This window comes from Sporosarcina sp. Y1004 (assembly GCF_057669665.1).
On the sequence record NZ_JBYHFQ010000012.1, the window covers coordinates 26,171 to 47,048 of the forward strand.

General features: G+C 39.8%; 14 protein-coding genes. 7 read left to right on the top strand and 7 right to left on the bottom strand.

Going from position 1 to position 20,878, the window contains the following annotated elements:
- The first annotated feature begins 267 nt into the window (after window positions 1–267).
- The 6 genes from AC25Y6_RS10020 (at window position 268) to AC25Y6_RS10045 (ending at window position 10,659) form a co-directional block, all read left to right on the top strand.
- Window positions 268–2,736, top strand: coding sequence for an Ig-like domain-containing protein (locus tag AC25Y6_RS10020; protein ID WP_488142910.1), 2,469 nt, complete (start codon window positions 268–270; stop codon window positions 2,734–2,736).
- A gap of 317 nt (window positions 2,737–3,053) precedes the next feature.
- Complete coding sequence (locus tag AC25Y6_RS10025) at window positions 3,054–4,307, top strand: S-layer homology domain-containing protein (protein WP_488142911.1); 1,254 nt, start codon at window positions 3,054–3,056, stop codon at window positions 4,305–4,307.
- Between the two features lie 281 nt (window positions 4,308–4,588).
- Complete coding sequence (locus AC25Y6_RS10030; RefSeq protein ID WP_488142912.1) at window positions 4,589–6,424, top strand: S-layer homology domain-containing protein; 1,836 nt, start codon at window positions 4,589–4,591, stop codon at window positions 6,422–6,424.
- A 388-nt stretch (window positions 6,425–6,812) separates the two neighbouring features.
- Entirely contained in the window at window positions 6,813–8,213 is a 1,401-nt protein-coding gene (locus AC25Y6_RS10035; protein ID WP_488142913.1) for an MBOAT family O-acyltransferase, read from the top strand.
- A 12-nt stretch (window positions 8,214–8,225) separates the two neighbouring features.
- Window positions 8,226–9,269, top strand: coding sequence for a hypothetical protein (locus AC25Y6_RS10040; RefSeq protein WP_488142914.1), 1,044 nt, complete (start codon window positions 8,226–8,228; stop codon window positions 9,267–9,269).
- A gap of 70 nt (window positions 9,270–9,339) precedes the next feature.
- Window positions 9,340–10,659, top strand: a complete 1,320-nt coding sequence (locus AC25Y6_RS10045; RefSeq protein ID WP_488142915.1) for an S-layer homology domain-containing protein — start codon at window positions 9,340–9,342, stop codon at window positions 10,657–10,659.
- A 117-nt stretch (window positions 10,660–10,776) separates the two neighbouring features.
- Here AC25Y6_RS10045 and AC25Y6_RS10050 read toward each other — a convergent pair whose 3' ends face one another.
- From AC25Y6_RS10050 to AC25Y6_RS10060, 3 genes are all read right to left on the bottom strand, one after another.
- Window positions 10,777–12,633 carry an LTA synthase family protein gene (locus tag AC25Y6_RS10050; RefSeq protein WP_488142916.1) on the bottom strand — a complete coding sequence of 619 codons (1,857 nt, stop codon included), beginning with the start codon at window positions 12,631–12,633 and terminating at the stop codon, window positions 10,777–10,779.
- Between the two features lie 190 nt (window positions 12,634–12,823).
- Window positions 12,824–15,337, bottom strand: a complete 2,514-nt coding sequence (locus AC25Y6_RS10055; protein WP_488142917.1) for a phosphodiester glycosidase family protein — start codon at window positions 15,335–15,337, stop codon at window positions 12,824–12,826.
- A 262-nt stretch (window positions 15,338–15,599) separates the two neighbouring features.
- A complete protein-coding gene (locus AC25Y6_RS10060) occupies window positions 15,600–16,220 on the bottom strand; it encodes an S-layer homology domain-containing protein (RefSeq protein WP_488142918.1) in 621 nt (206 codons plus the stop codon).
- A 146-nt stretch (window positions 16,221–16,366) separates the two neighbouring features.
- Here AC25Y6_RS10060 and galU point away from each other — a divergent pair, with 146 nt between their 5' ends.
- Window positions 16,367–17,245, top strand: coding sequence for a UTP--glucose-1-phosphate uridylyltransferase GalU (gene galU, locus AC25Y6_RS10065; protein WP_488142919.1), 879 nt, complete (start codon window positions 16,367–16,369; stop codon window positions 17,243–17,245).
- 472 nt (window positions 17,246–17,717) lie between these two features.
- Here the strand turns inward: galU and AC25Y6_RS10070 are convergent, their stop codons facing one another.
- From AC25Y6_RS10070 to AC25Y6_RS10085, 4 genes are all read right to left on the bottom strand, one after another.
- Window positions 17,718–17,876: a hypothetical protein gene (locus AC25Y6_RS10070; protein WP_488142971.1), complete on the bottom strand. Its 159-nt coding sequence runs from the start codon at window positions 17,874–17,876 to the stop codon at window positions 17,718–17,720.
- Window positions 17,877–18,474: 598 nt separating this feature from the next.
- On the bottom strand, window positions 18,475–18,804 hold the full coding sequence (locus tag AC25Y6_RS10075; RefSeq protein ID WP_488142920.1) for an EamA family transporter: 330 nt from the start codon (window positions 18,802–18,804) through the stop codon (window positions 18,475–18,477).
- Window position 18,805: 1 nt separating this feature from the next.
- Entirely contained in the window at window positions 18,806–19,147 is a 342-nt protein-coding gene (locus tag AC25Y6_RS10080; RefSeq protein WP_488142921.1) for an EamA/RhaT family transporter, read from the bottom strand.
- Window positions 19,144–20,877, bottom strand: a complete 1,734-nt coding sequence (locus tag AC25Y6_RS10085) for a DUF6020 family protein (RefSeq protein WP_488142922.1) — start codon at window positions 20,875–20,877, stop codon at window positions 19,144–19,146. Before AC25Y6_RS10085 ends, AC25Y6_RS10080 begins: the two co-directional genes overlap by 4 nt.
- Window position 20,878 lies beyond the last annotated feature (1 nt).

Genomic DNA, 20,878 nt, shown 5'->3' on the forward strand with positions numbered 1-20,878 from the left:
GACAACTCATTTACGTTAATGCGGAATAGGTTGTTGAATGGTAAACAGTCCTTTGATCCTTTATGAACTGGTACCCAATGCCCAAATCGAAAGATACATTACAGTTAAACGCAAAGAATTCAATAACCTTACATTCTTTACAGTTCTACTATTTCGGTTTAGAAATCACTGCGCAGGTAATAATAGAATTATAGGCGATATAAATACTTACTAGTTGATAAACATCAACAAAAATAGAATTGCCTAAAATAGGGAGGAATAATACAAATGGCTTTACAACTAAAATCTTACAAAAAATTCGTAGCAACAGCCGCGACAGCTTCACTTGTTGCATCTGCACTCGTTCCAGTTGCATCAGCTTCTGTAACAACAGCATCTTTCACGGACGCTACAGGTAACTACAAAGCTGCAGTAGAATACCTAGTATCTAATAATCTGACTAGCGGTTTGACTGAAACATCATTCGGCGTACAAAAAACAATCAAACGTGGAGACGCAGCAATCATTCTCGCTAAAGCGCTCGGACTACAAGACGAAAAGGCTCCTGCAAGTGGATTCTCTGACGTTCCAGCACGTGCAGCTCTTGCGATCAATTCTTTGAAAGCAGCTGGCGTTATTAACGGTAAAACAACAACGAAATTCGGCTTCGAAGATAACTTGACTCGTGGCGAAGTTGCACTTATTTTAGCGAACGCTAAAGCATACGACCTTAAAGGTGATACTTCTAAATTGAAGTTCACTGATGTTGGTGCACGTTACGAATCTGCAGTAGCGGGTATGGTGGAAGCTGGAATCACTTCTGGTAAAACAGCAACTAGTTTCGGTACAAGCGCTGATATTAAACGTGGAGAGTTTGCTATTTTCGTATATAAAGCAGAAACTCTTGAAGCAGCTACACCTGAAGTCGAATCGGTAACGGCGATGAACCATAAAGAACTAAAAGTCACTGGTTCAGCATTAGACCATGTAAAAGCTGAAGACTTCAACTTAGAAGGTAATAAGGTTGTTTCTTACAAAGTAAGTGAAGACAAACTGTCTGCTACATTGACATTTGAAAAAACTTTTGAACCAGATAAAGAATTAAAAGTGAAATATACAGAGAAAGTTGAAGGTGAGAAAGATAAAGTAACTGAATTTGCTTTCGCTTACTCATTAGATGTTGCCTCAATTTCAGCTTCAGATGTTCGTCTTGATGAAGAGAAAGATAAACAGTACCTTTCATTCATGATTAACAACGAAAGTGTTTCAGCTAATGTTGAAACGTTAAAGCAAGCTGGATATACTGTTGAGTTTCAAGCAACTTCTGACGTATTAGTTGATGCTTCAACAGGTGAAATTGATGAAGCAAAAATTGCTACTGGTGATAAATTTGCTTATAAAGTTGTAATCACTAAAGGTGATAAGAAAGTTGAATCTGAACTTAAAGAAGTAAAAGTTCTTGATTTTGCAGCATATGTATCAACAATTGGAGAAACGAAAGTAAGCCAAGGTAACGTTGCTGTGAAGAGTGGTAAAGTTTCTGTTCAAGATGGTGCAACTACTTTAGATGTAGGTAAAGTAACATCTCTAAGTGGTGCCACTGTTGCAAATCCAACTTTAACTTACAAATCTTCTAATCCTTCGGTAGCTACTATTGATGGAAGTGGAGAAATTACGCCAATAAGTCCGGGTTCAGTAGTTTTTACAATAACTTCAGATGATGCAAAAGTTGAAGTGCCATTAACTGTTACAAGTGGTGCTCGTGTTGCTACGACTGTAGATCCAAGTTCTACTTCAGTTAAACTTTACAATGGAAACAGCGATACAGTTGCATCTACTGTAGTTGACCAATATGGTGACGAGTTTGAAGGTACTGTTAATGTAGTATCTAAAAATACAGATATCACTAACGCATCAGTCCAAGCTGTAAAGGTAGTCAACGGAAAAGCGGAATTTGAAGTTACACCAGTTGCTGCTGCTAAAGGAAATACAACTTTAGAAATTAAAAATGCAGATAGCACGAAAGTTTTAAACACAGTTACAGTATCAATCTCTGACGATGCTAAAGTGGCTAGCAGAAAACTTGAAATAGCTAACTCTGGAAAAGACTTAAACCTAGATGTGATATTTGCTTCTGATGATAACAAAGTAAATCTTCTTTGGAACACATACAATAAAGATGGTTTCAAAATTGGTTCTGAAGCCGTAAGTGGTGGAGCTTACGCTGTATCTTCTTCTAATGCTGCTGTTGCAGATGCTGTAGTGGATGCTGATACTAAGACAATTGCGGTTACTGGTAAAAAAGCAGGTACTACAAATATCCTTATTAAAGAAGGAACTGTAACAAGAGCTTCGGTAACAATCACCGTTTCAAATTCTACTCCAACTATCAAAACAGTACAATTTGAAGAAGTTAAAGATATTACAACAGCTGCAGCGTTATCAGATTTAGTTATATTAAAGCCATCTAATATCACATTAAGCGATAACACATTAAGAGCTCAACTAGATAAAAATGGCGATATCTATGTAGACCTTGATGAAGATAAGACTAAAGATGCTGAAGAAGTATTAGGTACTTTAGCTGTTAAATATTCAGGAACTGCATCTGATTTTACAACAGCACCTTCTATCTCCTCAGGTATGGTTGAAGGGACGGTAGCTAATAACGCAGAAGGAACATTAGTAGCTTATGTAACTGGAACTGGTGAAGTAGTTCCTCTAGCAACTTCAACTATCAATGTGAAAACTAACTAATATTTAAACACTAAAGCCCTGTTGTTTTGGGTACCAGGTTCTAATATAACTCAGACAATTCATTACCGATGATACGGGATAGGTTGTTGAATGGGAAACAGTCCTTTGATCCTCTATGGGTCAATGGACTGTTTCTTTTGCCTTAGATTCTATACCTCTATTATTGTAGCTTGTACTCGCCACATTATAAGAAAAACGTTAGCATCCAAAACTAGATCTGTTAGAGTTCACGGAAAAAATTAACAATTGTCGTAGCTAAATTGGATTAATTTCGGTATAATGGTAATTATAATCCATAAAAGAGGAGGGGGTATTAGTTGAAAAATCGTTGGATGTGGCGATGGATTGGATGCATTGTTGTCGCAGCAGTTTTGTCTCTCAGTATACAGGTGAAAGCTTTATCGCAGTCATTTAAGGACGTTCCTCCAAACCACCGTTTTTGGGAAGTAATTCAGAGCATGCAAGAGAGAGGACTGATTAATGGCTATCTGGATGGCACGTTCAGGCCAAACGAAAAAGTTGCACGTAAGCATGTTGCCCAGTTATTGAACAATGAATTACAATTGGTAGTGAAGAAGGACACAAATATCCGTTACAAGGATGTGCCTACGAGCCATCCCAACTACGATGCAATTTTAAGAGTTTCCCAAGCGGGTATCTTTAGCGGTGATCACAATGGAAACTTCAATCCTGACGCTCCGCTCACACGAATACAGATGGCTAAGGTGCTAGATGTAGCATTTGACTTGAATATTGAATCCTTCACAGTAATTCCGGACATATGGTATTACTATTGGGGTTTTACGCATGTTCAGGCTTTGTATTCAAACGGGATCACAGTTGGTGATCAGGGGTATTTTAAACCAAACGATTCCGTGACACGTGCTCAGTATGCAGCGTTTATGTATCGTGCATTAAATGTACCTAAGGTTACAGAAGTTGATTCCAATACACCCTTGAGAAAAGAAGAAATACTGAATTTAGTCTACAGGTTACCAGTTACAATCGAAGCTACGATTAACAGTTTTAAACATCAGAAATCCCAATTCAGCATAGTTCGCACAGAACTATTGAAAAATGCCACTCAGCAGTTTATAGATTCTGATTTAAAAAATTATTATGCTAGTATGTGTACAAACTGTGATATGGGTCTTTTTCCAATTTTAATGGATGAAACAGATTATCGTTTCGAAATTCTTGAAAACACATCAAATCTAGTCCGAATTCGTACGATTTCCTTTGATGCTCCGCTTGCGGCTGCCGGTTATTTGGAGTATGCGTTTGAAAAGCAATCGGGCAAATGGAAACTGTCAGGATACGACTGGAATCATGTAGGGGCGGGAAGCTTTGAACTTTCAAAAGAGGAATCACTCCAAATCGTAAAAAATGATTACGAACGCTATAAATCATCTCCTGTAAGCGTGAAGTTGCTCAATTCTAATTACGAGAATGTATATGATATATACACGGATAAGGATTATCGTCGGCTTGTGTACCGGATGCAGGTGGATAGTGGGAAAAGTAGTTTCAATGTCACTTTTTATCCACATAGCGGACTTATCATTCAATAATAAACAGAAAGTTGACTCTATTTTATGGACAATAAATAACAGAATAAGAGAAGGGGAAATGAGCTCAATAATGGCTCATTTCCCCTTTTTTAATTTTGAGGCATGTATTTCAATTTGACGAATTAACGTTTCTAGGCGAATTGCGGCTGGGATAATACCAATTAAAGGTGTTTTGGACGTAAAGTTACCATGATCTATTCATTAGGATTATAGTACAATTAGGAGTGATTATTTTATTAGTTTAAAAGAATTATATAACGATTAATTGGGGGATATATTAAATGTCTTTAAAATCACATCTTTTTTGTAAACTACTTGTTCCAGCAGTATTGGCGGTACTTGTTTCATCAGCTGTAGTACCGGAAGTTTCCGCGAATGGTGAAACATCCGCTTTCACAGATGTTTCAAAGATTTACTCAGAATCTGTAAATTACCTGGTCAATAACAACCTTTCACTAGGGATTACTGAAACGAAATTCGGAATTGATAACCAAATCAAACGTGGTGATGCTGCCGTCATTTTGGCAAACGCATTAGGAATGGTAAATGCTGATGCTCCTAAGGCGGGTTTCACTGATGTCCCACTACGTGCTACTGGTGCAATTAATGCGTTAAAAGATGCGGGTATCATTTCTGGGAAAAGTGCAACAAAGTTCGGATTCAATGATTTACTTAAACGTGGGGAAATTGCTTTGATGCTAACGAATGCCTCTGCATATGACCTTAAGGGAAATACGGAAAATATTAAGTTTACTGACGTTAATTTACGATACCAGGAAGCAATAGCTGGTTTGGTTGATAACCAAGTTACAAGTGGTAAGTCTGCGACAAGTTTTGGAACGAACGACAATATCAAACGTGGAGAATATGCCATTTTCGTTTATAGAGCTGAACTGATTAAGAATGAAAGATCGTCTGATAAGGTAGCGCCTAAACTTAATACTATTGGAGAAACGGAAGTTACTATTCGTTTTGATGAAGAATACGTACTTCCTAATGTTACTGCAACAGACGATAAAGACGAATTCGTAGCAGTTACACATGTAATTATGCTTGAAAATGAGAAACAAACTGAAGTGGATACCTCTGTGCCAGGAGTTTACACAATTACTTTCAGCGCAAAAGACAAAGCTGGCAATAAGGCTGAAGATCTCATTATTAAAGTCACTGTTGAAAAAGAGGACACATTGACACCTGCTATTGAAGCGGCGGAATTAGCAATATCCGAACTACCTTCTATTGATGTTATAAAAATGTCTGATTCGGATGATATTCAAAAAGCGCGGCTACTAGTAACCAAAGTTCTTGAAATAGATAGTAAAGCTGAAGTAAATGGTTTGCCCGAGCTTATTGCTGCAGAAAAACAGATTAAGATATTGATAGCACAAGAAAAACTTATAAAGGCCATTGAAAACGCAGAAAATGCAATAGCAGCAGTACCTGAACCAAGTCAGGTGACGCTTGAAAATGAAGTGGATGTGACGAAAGCTAGAGATTTTGTGAGCGCAGTTTATACGTTAGATGCTCAAGCAATTATCGTCGGTATTGAAAAATTGGAAGAAGCTGAAGTGGTAATAGTTGAACTTAAAAAAGAGAGAGAGATTAAAGCGGCGATTACAAAAGCAGAAGATGCAATAGAAGCATTACCTGCTATTGAAAACTTAACAAACAATGATGTTCGAGCAGTGAAGACGGTCAGAGAATACGTTAATGCGGCCTATACTCTGAATGCTCAAGCAATTATAAGTGGACTAGACGTTTTGGAAGCTGCAGAAGCTAAAATGATAGAAATATACAAACCTGAAATATTTCTAAACACATATGCATCAATTACAATTAATAATCGAATTGATGCGTTAAGTACTTCTTTTCAAAACCTTAGTTCTGATGTATTAACTGTGAAGAACGTGGAGATTTTTAGTGGGACTGCATCTAGAGGTTCATATAATAAGGAACAATTAGAATCTAGTGGAATCAATACAATAATACATTCATACGAGCGATTTCAAATTTCTGTTACTTTTAGGATTGGCATATGGAAAACTGATAATAACTATGTTAAGTATACAATCAATGATGGAAATAAAGATTATGAGTATATATCACAAGTGAAATAAGTGAATTGAAATTCGCGTCCCAGGGATTAAAACAATATCTATAGGGTAACGTGGATCCCAGTGTTCTACGAAATGCTGTCGTAGGTTTTGTACGGGCATTTTATCGACACCGTGACCATTAAAGAATAAACAGAAGTTACTATAAATCTGTAAGACGGAAAATAGGTTCTAAAACAATTATGTCTATCTTTTCTGGTGACGCGAATTAGTATGAATCGAGAAGTAGCCCCTTGATCCTTAACTGTGGATCAAGGGGCTATTTCTATTACCTCCTCTTACTTTCTTTTTTAATTTTGCTAAAACACAATCAATCACGACAAGATATTATTGAAGATTCCTGTTAAGATAAGATGTACGCTAACTTTATAGAGTAAAGGTGACTTGCATCGTGATATTTAATTCATTTGAGTTTATTTTTCTATTCTTACCTATCGTATGGGTGCTTTATTACATATTAGGAAGACTTCATATCCCATTTGCAAAAGCATGGTTACTCGCAGCTTCGGTATTTTTCTATGGCTTTTGGAATCCAGCTTATTTGCCGCTCATTATCACTTCGTTGCTTGTGAACTTTACAATCGGGGCGTTTTTGGGCAAGGATAAGGGTGGCAAATTTCGTAAGGTAGTCGCGACAATCGGAATTCTTTTCAATGTATTGTTACTCGGCTACTTTAAGTACTTTGACTTTTTCCTTGAAAATGTCAACTTCTTTTTCGATACGAATATTCCGTTGAAAAATATATTATTACCTTTGGCGATCAGTTTTTACACATTTCAACAAATCGCTTATATAGTCGATTCATATATATTGGAAACAAAAAAGTACAGTTTTCTGAACTACAGCATATTCGTCATGCTCTTCCCGCAGCTCATTGCGGGTCCTATCGTCTATCATGGTCAAATGATGCCACAATTCAGCGACAAAAAGACCTACTCAATCCAATTCGGAAACATATCGAAAGGTCTTATTATTTTTGCAATTGGTCTATTTAAAAAAGTAGCGATTGCTGATGTTTTTGCTAAGTATGCAAATAGCGGCTATGGCTCAGTTGATTCACTGACGTTTATCGACAGTTGGATTACTTCATTATCCTATACGCTACAGCTCTATTTTGACTTTAGCGGATACTCTGATATGGCGATTGGACTGGCATTATTATTCAATATTAAAATGCCAATCAACTTCAACTCACCTTATAAAGCGCTAGATATCCAAGACTTCTGGCGTAGATGGCATATTACATTATCGAAGTTTTTAACGACGTATTTATACATTCCGCTCGGTGGGAACCGAAAAGGGAAATATCGGACGTATATTAATATTTTCATTATTTTTTTCGTCAGCGGAATTTGGCATGGAGCCGGTTGGACGTTCATCGTTTGGGGAACGTTGCACGGTGTTGCAAGTATCATCTGCCGTTGGTGGAAACTGGCCGGCTTTAAGATGAATAAAGTACTGGCATGGATGACGACATTCCTTTTTGTTCACCTGGCTTGGGTGTTTTTCCGAGCAGCTACATTTACGGATGCGATAACGGTGCTGAAGGCAATGTTCGGGTTGAATGGTGTTCAACTTACAGGTCTTTATACCATGTTTAATGAAAAACTGTGGATCATCGGGCTCTATTTGATATTTGGTTTACTTCTATCGTGGTTTGCAAAAAACTCGGTTGAAATTATGGATAACCAAAAACGAAACGTGTTATTGGCTCTGTTTATTTCTATACTGTTATTTTATAGTACGATGCAGCTGCAACAAGTGAGCGAGTTCTTATATTTCAATTTCTAAGGGGATCATCTTATGTCGGATAAAAAGTTTACAGGTACAATCGTCATTTTATTCGCTGTGCTCATAACAAGTGTTGTGAGCTTCAATTTCTGGATAGACCCTCTCTGGCATTACAGTCATGCACATGCTTACAACGACGTTCAAAAAGTCATTAATGAGCGGGAGCAGAAAATAGCACAGCTGCAATTTGAAGAAAAGGATTTCGATACACTTTTAGTTGGGAGTAGCAGGTCCACTTATATTCATCCTACTGCATTCGGTAAATGGAATGTCTTCAATGCCTCAGTTGCGAACCTATCTATGCGTGAGTACCATAGTTATATTTTATATGCGCAGTCGCAAAACAAGGATATTGAACGAATCATACTCGGAGTAGACTTTTTTAAGTCAAGTGAAGAAGAAGCAGGAGCAGCGCGGTCTGTGAGCAATTACGAAACGAAAGTCAGTCAACCTTTTTATCGTACAAAAAACCTGTTATCTCTACAAGTATTGGGATACTCCATCAGTAATTTCAATCTATCAAGAGGGAATTTGATTACTGAAGATAGGCTTTACAATAGGCAAGGGGAAGCATTCGCAAAAAAACTGACTGAAAATGAAATCGAAAAAATGACGGGTGAAAAAATCAAGAGATTTGAAGATACTTTTTACGGAGAACACTACACGTATTATCCGAAATATGCGGAAATCATGGCTAAAGTGAAAAATACGGTGCCCAATGGTGAAATGATTGTGTTTACAACGCCCATCTCCACGGAACTGTTCAAAGCACTCGTGGATACCGGTTTGTATGATGACTACGAAGTATGGATCCGTGATTTAGTAGAAGTCTATGGAGGCGTCTGGAACTTCATGTATCCGAATACTGTTACGAATGATATCAATAACTACTATGACGGGCATCACTTCTATCCTGAAATAGGTGACTTGATCGCTAATCGTATTGAGAACAGGACGACAAGACCGGCTACAGATGATTTCGGCGTTTACGTGACGACTGAAAATATTGAAAAGCATTTGAAGGAAGTCCGTTCATTGGTAGCGGAATTTGAATAACAATTGGTTGAAATGAAAATAGTTGACTATCTAATATCTAGGATTACGCATAGAAAGGGGAATCGGTTACATGTCGTTTAAAACAATGATATATCGTGGATTTGTTACATCGGCGATCATAATGATAGTGCTTATTTCTTTAGCTGTTCCTTCGTTTGCTTCAACTTCATCCTTTAAGGACGTCTCGAGCAACTATGCTGAATCAGTGGAATTTCTCGTTGAGAACAACTATTCAAAAGGTGTTACTGCGACGCAATTTGGAACGGACCAACAAATCACGCGAGGGAGTGCGGCAGTTATTTTGGCGAACGCGCTTGGTTTGACGGATTCTGGGGCTGAGAATACAAAATTTTCCGATGTTCCGAAACGAGCGGCAGCCGCAATTCATTCTTTGAAACAAGCAGGTATTATAAATGGTAAAAGTGCAAGTTATTTTGGATTCGAAGACAATTTAAAGCGAGGAGAAGTCGCGTTGATGCTCACCCAAGCAGCGGCTTATAATTTGCAGGGGAATGTGAAGAACATTCATTTTAAGGATGTAAATTTGCGTTATCGGGAAGCCGTTGCTGGCATGGTTGACCACAACATTACAAATGGAAAAACTGCTGAGCGTTTCGGTACAGCTGATCAGTTGAAACGTGGTGAGTTCGCAGTTTTCATGTATAGAGCTGAGATGCTTAAACTGACTAAATCACTCCCAAATTCTTACAGCGAGCTGTCTCAGAAGCTGATGTCTCAAGAAGTTTCTTCTATTAAGCTGATTGGCGATAGTATCACGGAGGGGATGGGGGTGCAAGGGCATTTCATTCCGAAAGATGGCCGGATTATTTTCAGTGATGATAAAGGCCAAGTATATCGCGAAGCGACTCATACGACAGACGTTTGGGCAAATCGATTAAGAGCGTATATGAAAAACCTGGAATTTGGTACGATTGATGTGACTAATGCAGGAATTAGTGGGAAATCTGCAGCATGGACATTGAAAAATAGTGATCAATTAATGAGGCAGAAAGAAGATGTCGTTGTTGTTATGATTGGTACGAACGACCGCATTGACAGTAGTTTAAAGGAGTATGAAGCGAATATCCGAGAATTGCTCGAAATTGTCGACGTGCGTTCAGAATATATGATTGTCATGTCACCGCCACCTTCGACGAACGAGACGTATGCTTATCGTTTTTCAGCACAAAGTATCGACAATGTGCTGAAGAGGATCAGTAAAGAAAAAGGGTATACGTTCATCTCTCATTTTGACGCCATCAATGAGTATCTTGTCAATAACCCCAAAGTTGCGTATGAAGATTTGATGGAAACTCGAAGTCCCCATCCGACCGCGGCAGGTTACAAAGTCATGTGGCAAGAGATGATGGAGAAGTTGGAATTAAAGTAAATAAAGTTAGATGATAAGTACCCCTCACCGTTGTTGGTGAAGGGTATTTTGGTATCCAACAAATGAAAAAAACAAGTTTAGAACGGATACCTTCTCTCCTTTCTAAACTTGTACTCACTATTGCTCAAATAATTTACTTCGTCCGTACTGGTCGCCAAACAGCAGGTCATATTGGATAAGCTGGTAGTCCTCTTTAGCCCTCTCTGCCTTATCCGGCGTAACCAATAGCAAGTTGTCATTTGCGTCAATCTTGAGCTCCCGTGTATACCCAGGCATGACTTCTTTGAAGTTTTCCAACAGTGAATAATACAAAGGTTTATCAATTCCAGCCATATCGAAAACAGCGGGACCCAGGAATGTTGGACTGATTGTGCCCAGTTCGGGCGTTACAGCCCCATAATTATTCCAAAGAACGAGAGGTGTAGTCCTGGTTTTTCGGTAATCCTCCAATTCCCAGTTGTCTTCTCCGGCTGTCCAAGGGACAAAATCAGCTAGTTTGTATAATCGGTAATCTTGGCCAATGGCTGGTAAATGGTCGCCGAAAAAAACGATGATTGTGGGTTCGTCGGAATCTTTGTAGTAATCCATAAGTTCTTTTAACGCTGCATCGGCATCTGCAACCCCTTGCGTATAGGATCGGAGCATGTCGTTAAAGATTTGATCTACTTCCGTCTGCATCTGTGCATTAACGGTGAACTCGTCATATTTATCCACGCTATAGCCGGTATGGTTTTGCATCGTTATTGCATAAATGAATGCCGGATCCTCAGCCATTTCGGTTTGCTCGATAATTGTCTTCGTTACTTGTTCATCTGAAACGAACGGCCCTTTGTAAATCGGGTTTTTGAAGCCATCAATGTCAATGAATTGATCAAAACCAAAATGCTTGTAAACTTCTTCCCTGTTCCAGAACCATTTAGGGTAAGGGTGGATTGCGGTCGTTTGATAGCCTAAGCTCGATAAGTATGACGGCATGGCAGGGAGTGGATCTTTAATGTATTGTTGGTACGGAACGGAACCAATTGGAAGAAATACGTTTGAAAAACCAGTCAGCGCTTCGAATTCGACGTTGCTCGTTCCACCTCCAAATGTCGGTGTCAGAATCGAACCGGATTGAGTTTCCCTCACCGTTGGCATAGGATCTGCATCGAATGTAACTTTATCCATCAGTGTCGGATCCCAGAAAGACTCGCTCATGATGAAGATGATATTAGGTTTCGTGTTTGGAGGATTCGTTTGTCCCGATTCTGATTTCTGCAGGTTATCCACGATTTTGTTTATATTCTCTTCGTTATAGCCTTTTGGTGGCAATACGATTGCACTTTGCATATTTAATAAGAAGGTTACAAAAAAACCGTTCGTTTTATAGTTTCGATTTTGGTCGAAGGTTAGATTGGTCACCCCAGCTAGCTTGAGTGACGATTCAACTTGCGGGACTGAACGGTAAAAGATGAAGGTACTTATGTACACAACACTCATTCCGACAAACAGTAAACGTATCCACCAATTTAAACGAATGACCCGTACCGGTTTTTTTACTAGGATATAGGTGAATATCGCGGAGATAAGAACGACTACGCCTATAATAACAAGAACGACTTTTGTTATATTAGCTTGTTGATAGATGTTGGGCAACAGATTTAAAACATTATTATAAAGCAGCAAATCCCATGGATATAAAAATTCACTTAAAAAACTAAACTTAAAATAACTCATCATTGCAAGAAAGAGTACAATTCCATTTGTAAGGATAAAGCTGATTACATAGCGATTGAACAACCCTAAAAATAGAATGAAAAGAAAATAGATGATCATTAAGTTGAAAAAGAAAGCTTCGGTTTTTTCATTGCGCCAAATGAGTGTTTCCTCATAACTTCCACTCAATAAGGTTTCGATACCGATTAGTAGAAAGTAGAAATAGACGATTGTCAGGAGTAATGTTACAAGAGCTCTATAGTTTACACGTAATTTCAACTAATCACCTCAATCGTAAAAGTATTATCATCAATAATCCAGTTTAACACGAATGAGTTCTGGAAACGAGTTTACAATACCCCTGAAATGAGCAACCAACACTTGGGCTTCTTGTATAAGCGGAGACATCGTTTTTTTAGGTAAAAAAAAGGACCATGACTGGACTCAATTGTCAGCCATGATCCTTTTTTTATTTCACTTTAAATTCTGTTACGTTATCTTTTACCATAGGGGTACCTTTAGAATTTTGGGCAAAATGCGTAACAACCAGTCGGTAGTTACTGCCTGATGTATAACCACCCTCTGGAGCGGAAATATCGACTTTGCGTGAATCTGCATTTGCTGAAACCGTAACAGGTTGACGAACACCGTTACGATCTTCTACATAGATATACTTATTTGTGAAAAAATCTTTTTTCATAGCTTGTGAAAATGTGACAGTGAACTTTTTATTTGTTGCTACTTCCCGTGCAGACGGGGAGGGAACAAAAGCTTGCTCTACGTAAGATTTATCGGAATAGAGTACTTGAAGTTTATCGAACAGCAAGAACCCTTTGTCTTTTTTCGCTGATGATTGTTCGGCAATATAAATTTTGTTCAACGTGAGTGGTGCAGCGGCGGTATGAGGAATAACCGCTTCGACGTATTTCCAACCTGTCCAGTTCAAACCATTTTCTTTCGTGAAGTCTACCACGATTTCTTTTCCGTTAGTATCCTTCAGGGAACCGCGGAGCCAATGGTTGTTGCCGTCACCGTATACCCAAACACCGAGTTTTTTCGGCTGTGAGGCTAGTTTTAAGCCGTTTGTCCATGTCATGTAAGCCGCTGAAGTTCCTTCTTTATATCCTGTAAAATCATAATTTAGCCGTACGGAAGCGTTTTGGTCATGAGCTTGGATCTTATTCTCAAGCGCAAGTGATGCTGTAGCGCGCGCTGTCGTTGCCTCTAGTCCGTTGACTGATTCGAACGAGCCCAAAGTGAGGGGTTTGTCCGAAACGGTTACAGGTATGGTTTTGCTTACCTTGCCGACTGTTGCGGTCATCAAGCCTGTCGCTTCGTTGGCATTTGCGGTGAATAAGTTACCTTCAATTGTACCCACATTTGAGGGGACAGAAAATGTAACTGCATCCGGATTGAGGGTCACTTTGTTGCCTTTTAGAACGCCCTGGACGTTTACAGTTATTTTTTCACCCGCACCTATGCGAATGTCGGAAGGGGTGATCAGTAAATCATCGATTGAATCTGTTACAGTAACGGGTATTGTTACGGATGCATCCCCGTAAGAAGCAACGACTGCTCCCGAACCGGCTTTCGTACCTAGAAATTGATTGTTTACAATTTTTCCGATGCCATTCGTTACGGACACCAGTTTCAATTTTTTCTGATCGATGGGGAGAACGTTGTAATATTGGTCCAGAACGGAATTTACTACAAAGTCAGCGGCAGCACCAACCATGACCGGACTTTGTTGTGCTTGACTCGCTTTTATAAAGTGCGGGTCACTATAAGGTGCTGTACTCACTGCCTCAAGTATGGCATTCACTGAACGCTCGCTGCCGCTAGTTGGACGGTTTGCAAGAGTAGGATAGACATCGCCGTATTTCCGTGTCACCATTGTTGTCGATCCGCCACCGTCTAAATTGATGGCGTTATAAGCGCCTACCTTAACGAGATGGTTCGCAAATTCTTGTAGCGTCATGCCAGTACTGACTCCTTTAAGACCTGAGTCTGCTGTGACAAAAAATGCGCGTTTGCCGGTAGCATCTGTAGCTACAGCTGTGCGTGCAGTACGTTCTTTTGCGCGTCCGCTGTTAGGGTCAATCGTCATGGCGACTTTACCATTTTGTACGAGAAGCGGGCCCGAAGCCAACATGAACTTCGAATCTTTCCAACTGGCATCGACGTTGTATGCAACGGAAACGCTGTCGCCAATTTTCATATTACGAATTTTATCGACTTCTTTTCCATGTGCGGAGAGTACGAAACCACGGCCATTTGCAGGGATAGAAGCGCTTGTCGCTTGTCCATTCGGACGAATCCCAATGACTTTACCGGTAACTTTTTCACCTAGTGCAATATTCTGTTCGACAGAAGTTGCGGTTTCGACAACAACTTCTAATCCTGTACCGTTCGTTCTTGTTCTGTCATATGACCAACTCGATGTGAACAGGATGCTTTCATCTACATTTCGTTCCTTGTTTAGAGAAGTTAACCGAGCTGTTTTACCTGCATGTTCAACTTGGACTGACAAATCATACGTACCTATTTTCGCTGTGTTGTCGGAAGTCATTCCGAATGCGGCCGGCGTATGCATGAAGTCGTTATAATTTGTGGATACAGACCCAAGATGTTGTATAATGCCATCTTTCACCAACAAATAGCTTGGAAACTTATTCGTAAAATGGAAGAACGAAGCATTGATCGCGCCAACTACATGGTTCTGGTTTTGGGTATGTAGTTTTGCTAGATTTCTAACATAGGCGAGCTTGTTTATTGGATTTGAGACACCAACGTCAATCGTAGTGTAGGGCTGATTAAGATTGATAGATAGCTGGTTGACGGTCTGTTTATAGCCACCGGTGGTTATAGATTCCTTTGTATGATAGACACCGGGTGAAACATTAGCCGCAGAAACGTCTAGTACACTGACTTGAAAAAGGAACATTAACGCAACAGTAAACGGGAAAATGATTTTCTTGTACATTTAAAAACTCCTTTGGATTTCAATGACTCTAGTATACGAAAATATACTAGAATCTACCATAGGCAAATTGGGCATACCGAAGGGTGGCGAGTCTATTGGTAGGGGATAACAAAAAAAGAACCAAAGAGACAGAAGTGTCTCTTTGGTTCTTTTTCGGCTTCAACCGGGTAAACTATATTAAATAAAACAGGATTGTTCCTACTACTTCATTTTAACATATTTTTTTAAAAATACAATAACAATATCCTACATCTAAAGCATTTTAAGAGACATCTACAACCTCGGGTGGCTCAATTTTTGATAGACCGTCAGCTTTGTATATGAATATCGCGAATTCACCGCGCAAAATATCATCGGATCCGCCAAATTTTGTGGCCGATTTACCTTGCGTTATGTTATTTTCCACGAGTGCCGCAACAGATGATAGGAATCTTGGGCTGACATCTGTGAATGGAATACGATCTTGACTTGCCTTCAGTTCATATGCAGAAGAGATCACCTTGGCCATTTCAGACCGTGTCATCGTATCGTTGGAACCGTATTTACCAGGGGATTTCCCGCTAACGACACCTTTTGCAGCGAGTGCATTGACAGCCCATAAACGGTTAGTAGGGACATCCGTAAAACCAGCGTTTGGGGATTTTGAATTTTCATTGAACCCCATAGCACGCGCAACCATGACAGCCGCGTCAATTCTTTTGATGGATACTTGTGTCCCAAACTGGGTAGGTGATATTCCTTTGGCATAGTTATTTGCGACGATGTAGTCGACTTCAGTTTTGTAACGGTCACCAACGTCACTAAAGGCGGCGGACGTTGTCGGCCCTTGAATGACGAAAGACAATAAGAGAATAGAGAGTAGTAGAGATATAGTTTTTTTCAAAATGAAAGCCTCCTTCTAATTTATTAGTCTACACGTTTACGATTGTCGTAGCAAAAGGATTTTAGCCTATGCATAAAGGTGTAATAAAGCTGTAAAGCGTAAATATGCTATAATGGAGGAATACACAGCTTTAATTGGAGGTCACTATGAAAAAAGTTAAAAAAGTTATCATACCTGCGGCAGGATTAGGGACACGGTTTTTGCCGGCTACGAAAGCGATGCCAAAAGAAATGTTGCCAATCGTTGATAAGCCAACAATTCAATACATTGTAGATGAAGCAATTGCGGCAGGTATCGAGGATATTATTATTGTTACAGGAAAAGGAAAGCGCTCTATCGAAGACCATTTCGACCATGCATTTGAGTTGGAAGAGAATTTGATTCAAAAAGAGAAATATGAACTTCTTGAAAAAGTGAATGCCTCTTCAAATGTAGATATCCATTATATTCGTCAAAAAGAACCACTTGGATTGGGTCATGCCATTTGGTGTGCGAGGAACTTTATCGGTGATGAACCGTTCGGTGTCCTGCTTGGCGATGATATCATTAGTAGTGAAGTACCTGCACTTAAGCAATTGATGGACAAGTATGAGGAAACCGGCACGAGTATTATTGGTGTTCAAGAAGTTCCACTGGATCAGATTCATCGTTATGGCGTAATCGATCCTGTGGCAACGGATTCGAATTTGATGAAAGTGAAAAACTTCGTCGAGAAACCGACTCAAGAGGAAGCGCCATCTAATTTTGCGATTGTCGGTCGCTATGTCCTCACGCCTGAAATTTTCTCGTTTCTAGGAGAGAAAAACATTGGCAAGGGTGGAGAAATTCAACTGACAGATGCCATTGAAAAGTTGAATACCATTCAAGATGTATACGGTTATCAGTTCGAGGGTAGACGTTACGATGTTGGGGAAAAGCTAGGTTTTATAGAAACGACGTTGGAGTTTGCGCTCGAACGTGAAGATTTACGTGATGATCTTCTCGCTATTATGGAGAAACTTGTAGACGCTAACAAAAACACATAAAAAAAGATTCTTTGTCAAATGACGTTGGTGAAGAGTTTTAGCTGACTATAATTGGTTTATTTAATCGTCACGGGGCTGTCTAGAAAATCAGTAAAACTGATTTTTTGTGGCAGTCCTTTTTATGTAGTTTTCCAAATATCCCGTTGCTTTCCGTTTCAGATGGACGCTTTCCGCGGGCACGGCTTCAGCCAATCGAACAGCAAAGGGTTCGATTTGCCGTATTTCTGCGTTATTTGCAGAAATTAAGGCATTCTAGCCCCGTGCTCCCAACGCTAACGCTTTTGGTCGCAAAAGCCGTTCTGCGTGACGGCTTTTCCTGCGGGGTCTTCAGCTAGGGAAGAGTGAACTTCTTTCTCTTCCTAGCTGTTCCCGCTGGAGTCGCCATCTTCCACTACAAGCAACTAATATTGCACGTTAAAGTTGGATAAGAATATATAAATTGCCTGATCCGGTGAAATGCTTAAAAGTAGGATTATGCTGCTTTTGAGCGTAATTGTTTTTGTTCGCTTTGTTTATCAGATGGTTTTAATTTAAAGTGTAAAATAATACGGTTTTTGTAATTCTGGAAATTTCTATATCCATAAGCGATACGATTCAATACTTCAATTCTTCCGTTATTGTTAGGGTAAATAAAGCTGTTTTACGGAAGATGTTTTTTTAACGTTTTTAAGCTTGTTCTCATATAACTTGAAATTAAAGGTGAAACAGGTCTAGTTAAACAAGTCTCTAATGCCTTGAAATCCTTATCAGAAATAGCTTTTAGAAGTTCTTGATAGAGCCTATAATTCGCTTTTAATACTGGATCATACGCTTACATTTCATCTACAATACTTGTCGCTAAGCGTTGGCCGACTTTTATTCTACAGGTAATCTCACTTTTTTTCTATTTGTGTTAAACTTATGTTTCCTACATTCTCTTAGCTGATTGGAGTGCAGAGCGGCGACTCCTGTGGGATTAGCGTGACAGGTGAGACCCCGCAGGAGCGTGGTTTTCGCGACGAGGAGGCTCACCGCACGCCCCACGGAACGCGTCCGCTCGGAACGGAAATCAGCGTGTAGCAGGATTTTTTTAGTTTCATAGATATTTATAAAAAAATGACATTAGTGAAATTCCATCCCTTTCTCCTGTTCCATGGAGAAGGGGATTTTCTTTCACCAACGTCATATATTGTACAACCTGAAAGAATGCCTTCGGAATTTTAAATTCCGAAGGCATTCTTTATGTGTTTTTAAATAACCAAAAACACGGTTCCAGTCAAAATGAAGGCCACACCAGCGATTTTTCGTGTGGATATCGGTTCTTTTAAAAGCCATGCCGACAAACACATCGTCCATATATACGTAATGGACGTAAGCGGAAAGACGACCGTGTAGGGCAAGAAACGGAGTGCAATGATATTAAGAATCGCGCCAGTTCCGTAACTTACCAAACCGATAAATAGCCATTTTATCAAAGCGGGTCGATTTTTTTTGAAATCTTGTGCAGAAGCCTTTTTCAAGAAATAGCCGCCCAGTGCACCGCACCAGGTCATTGTAATGAGCAATGTAACGAATAACATACTAATTGCGATCACCCCCGATTAGCAGAACACCGATCAAAATAGACGTTGTCCCAATCAAGATATTTCGCGTAATCTCTTCTCCGAGAAAAAAAGAACCAAAAATAATCGCGAATACATAGCCCACGGTTAACAGGGGATGCAAGACCGATAATCGGCCAAATCGAAAAGCGATTGTCATGAACACCGCGCCACAACCATAAAGGAAGAAACCAAGCCATAAATGCCAGTCAAACAGTCCATCGGCCATTTTCCAGAAGAGTTGACCGAGTGCGGTGCTGAGTGCAGCGGTCAACATAAGACCAATACCGATGGATGACGTTTTCTTTAGAGGCTCTGTCATTTCACTTTACCTATCTCATCGAATTTGATGAAGCTAAAGAACAGCAGTGCGTACATGACAAAGGAGTTCGATAGTAAGTACCTGAAATCCTGTGCGGGGATTCCGACAAAGACGGCACCCGTATTGAGTGCAACAGGCAATAGAATCAGCCATGAACGCCAATTATTTCGCAAATAACTGATATACGTGAAAAGAAGAGCAAGTAACGTATAAAATGCGGGGCGCCAAATAATATCTTTCGCCTTGTCAGTCGTCTTCATATAGTTCAAAGCCGTTTTTGTTACTTGCGGATTCAGTACACTGTTTACTAATCCATATTCATTGTTCAAATAGATATTTGTCACGTATCGACTCGTATAGCCGTCAGCGGGTTCATTGATTTGCCACACAAGGGAAGTCTGTTTGAACAATCCTTTTGCTGCGAGATAGGGGTTCTGAGTGACTAATTCACCCCACATTTTTGCATACAATTTGGGGTCATCATAAATGACGAATCTATCGTAATCGCCCCATGAGAATTTGATGGGATCCACGCTATAGGGATTGAATTTTTCTGTCCAAAGTGGGATTGGGAACAATCGATTAATATATTCCGTCTGTTCATCCGTCATATACCCTTCTTCAGTAACAATCGTTGCGATTTGTTGTGTAGGAATACTAAGCATTTCTTGCGGATCTGAAGGGTGGACCTTCAGTGCTGTATAGATTGGGCCTGTCACGATTTGATGTGTCAAAATGAGCATGACGGTGATTGGGAGAACTCTTTTCCATTGCGTTCTGTACATAATTAGGACGAATACCATCGTAACGACGAAAACAGGGAAGCCGTTATGCCGGAAAAAAACAACACCTAGACTTGCAAGGACAAATAAAGTGATGAAAGGCCAACTGTTTAGGACTTTACCCGCCGATTTCACAATTAGGAAGATGAGAATAGTGAAAAGGAACAACACCACACTAAACGAAACGTCTTTCCAAATGGTAATTGAAGTGATGGCATGGATTGGGCTAAGTGCAAAAATGATTAGACCTAACCAGATAAAGGCCTTCGGAATACGCGCGCGTTCTAAGACGTAGCCTAAAAGTCCAGTTGTGAAACTGAACATGAAAATCTGGAACAATGCAATAATGGCGGGCGTATCTCGGATTTTCAATAAAAGACCGATGAGCCACGTGTGCACAACCGGATGCCAATCTGTATATTGCTTCGATTTCGCCTGTCCCCATTGAGCAAGCGAATCCGGAGTCATCGTACCCGGATAGAAGGCTATGAGGAAGAAGAGAGACACAGCTAAAAATGGCAATGCATAGAGTGCGATTTTCCATATGGGGACCGATTTCTCTTCCTTGTCGAGATTGAAGGACAGGAAGAAGCGTAGGATTGCCATTGTTCCGATTAGAACGGTAGAAAAGACGCCAAACCAAACGCCAAGAATTAGGACAATGTGATTATCCATTAAAAAGGCTTGTTCGCCTCGAATGCTCACTGTAAGCAGCAACGGATACAAAATACCGAAGATGCATAAACTCACTTTTTTTGCTCGAGTCATCCCTTTTGCGATTCCAATGAATCCAATTGCATAATGTACTAAAAATCCCAAGGGAATTGCTAAAAGTAAAATGATATAAACGGGTACATTTCGTATAGGTGTGAAAAAGAACAAAACCGAAAAACTGAGAAAAAGACTAATTCCCAGTAATCCGGCGATCCGTAAACTTATTGATTTCATT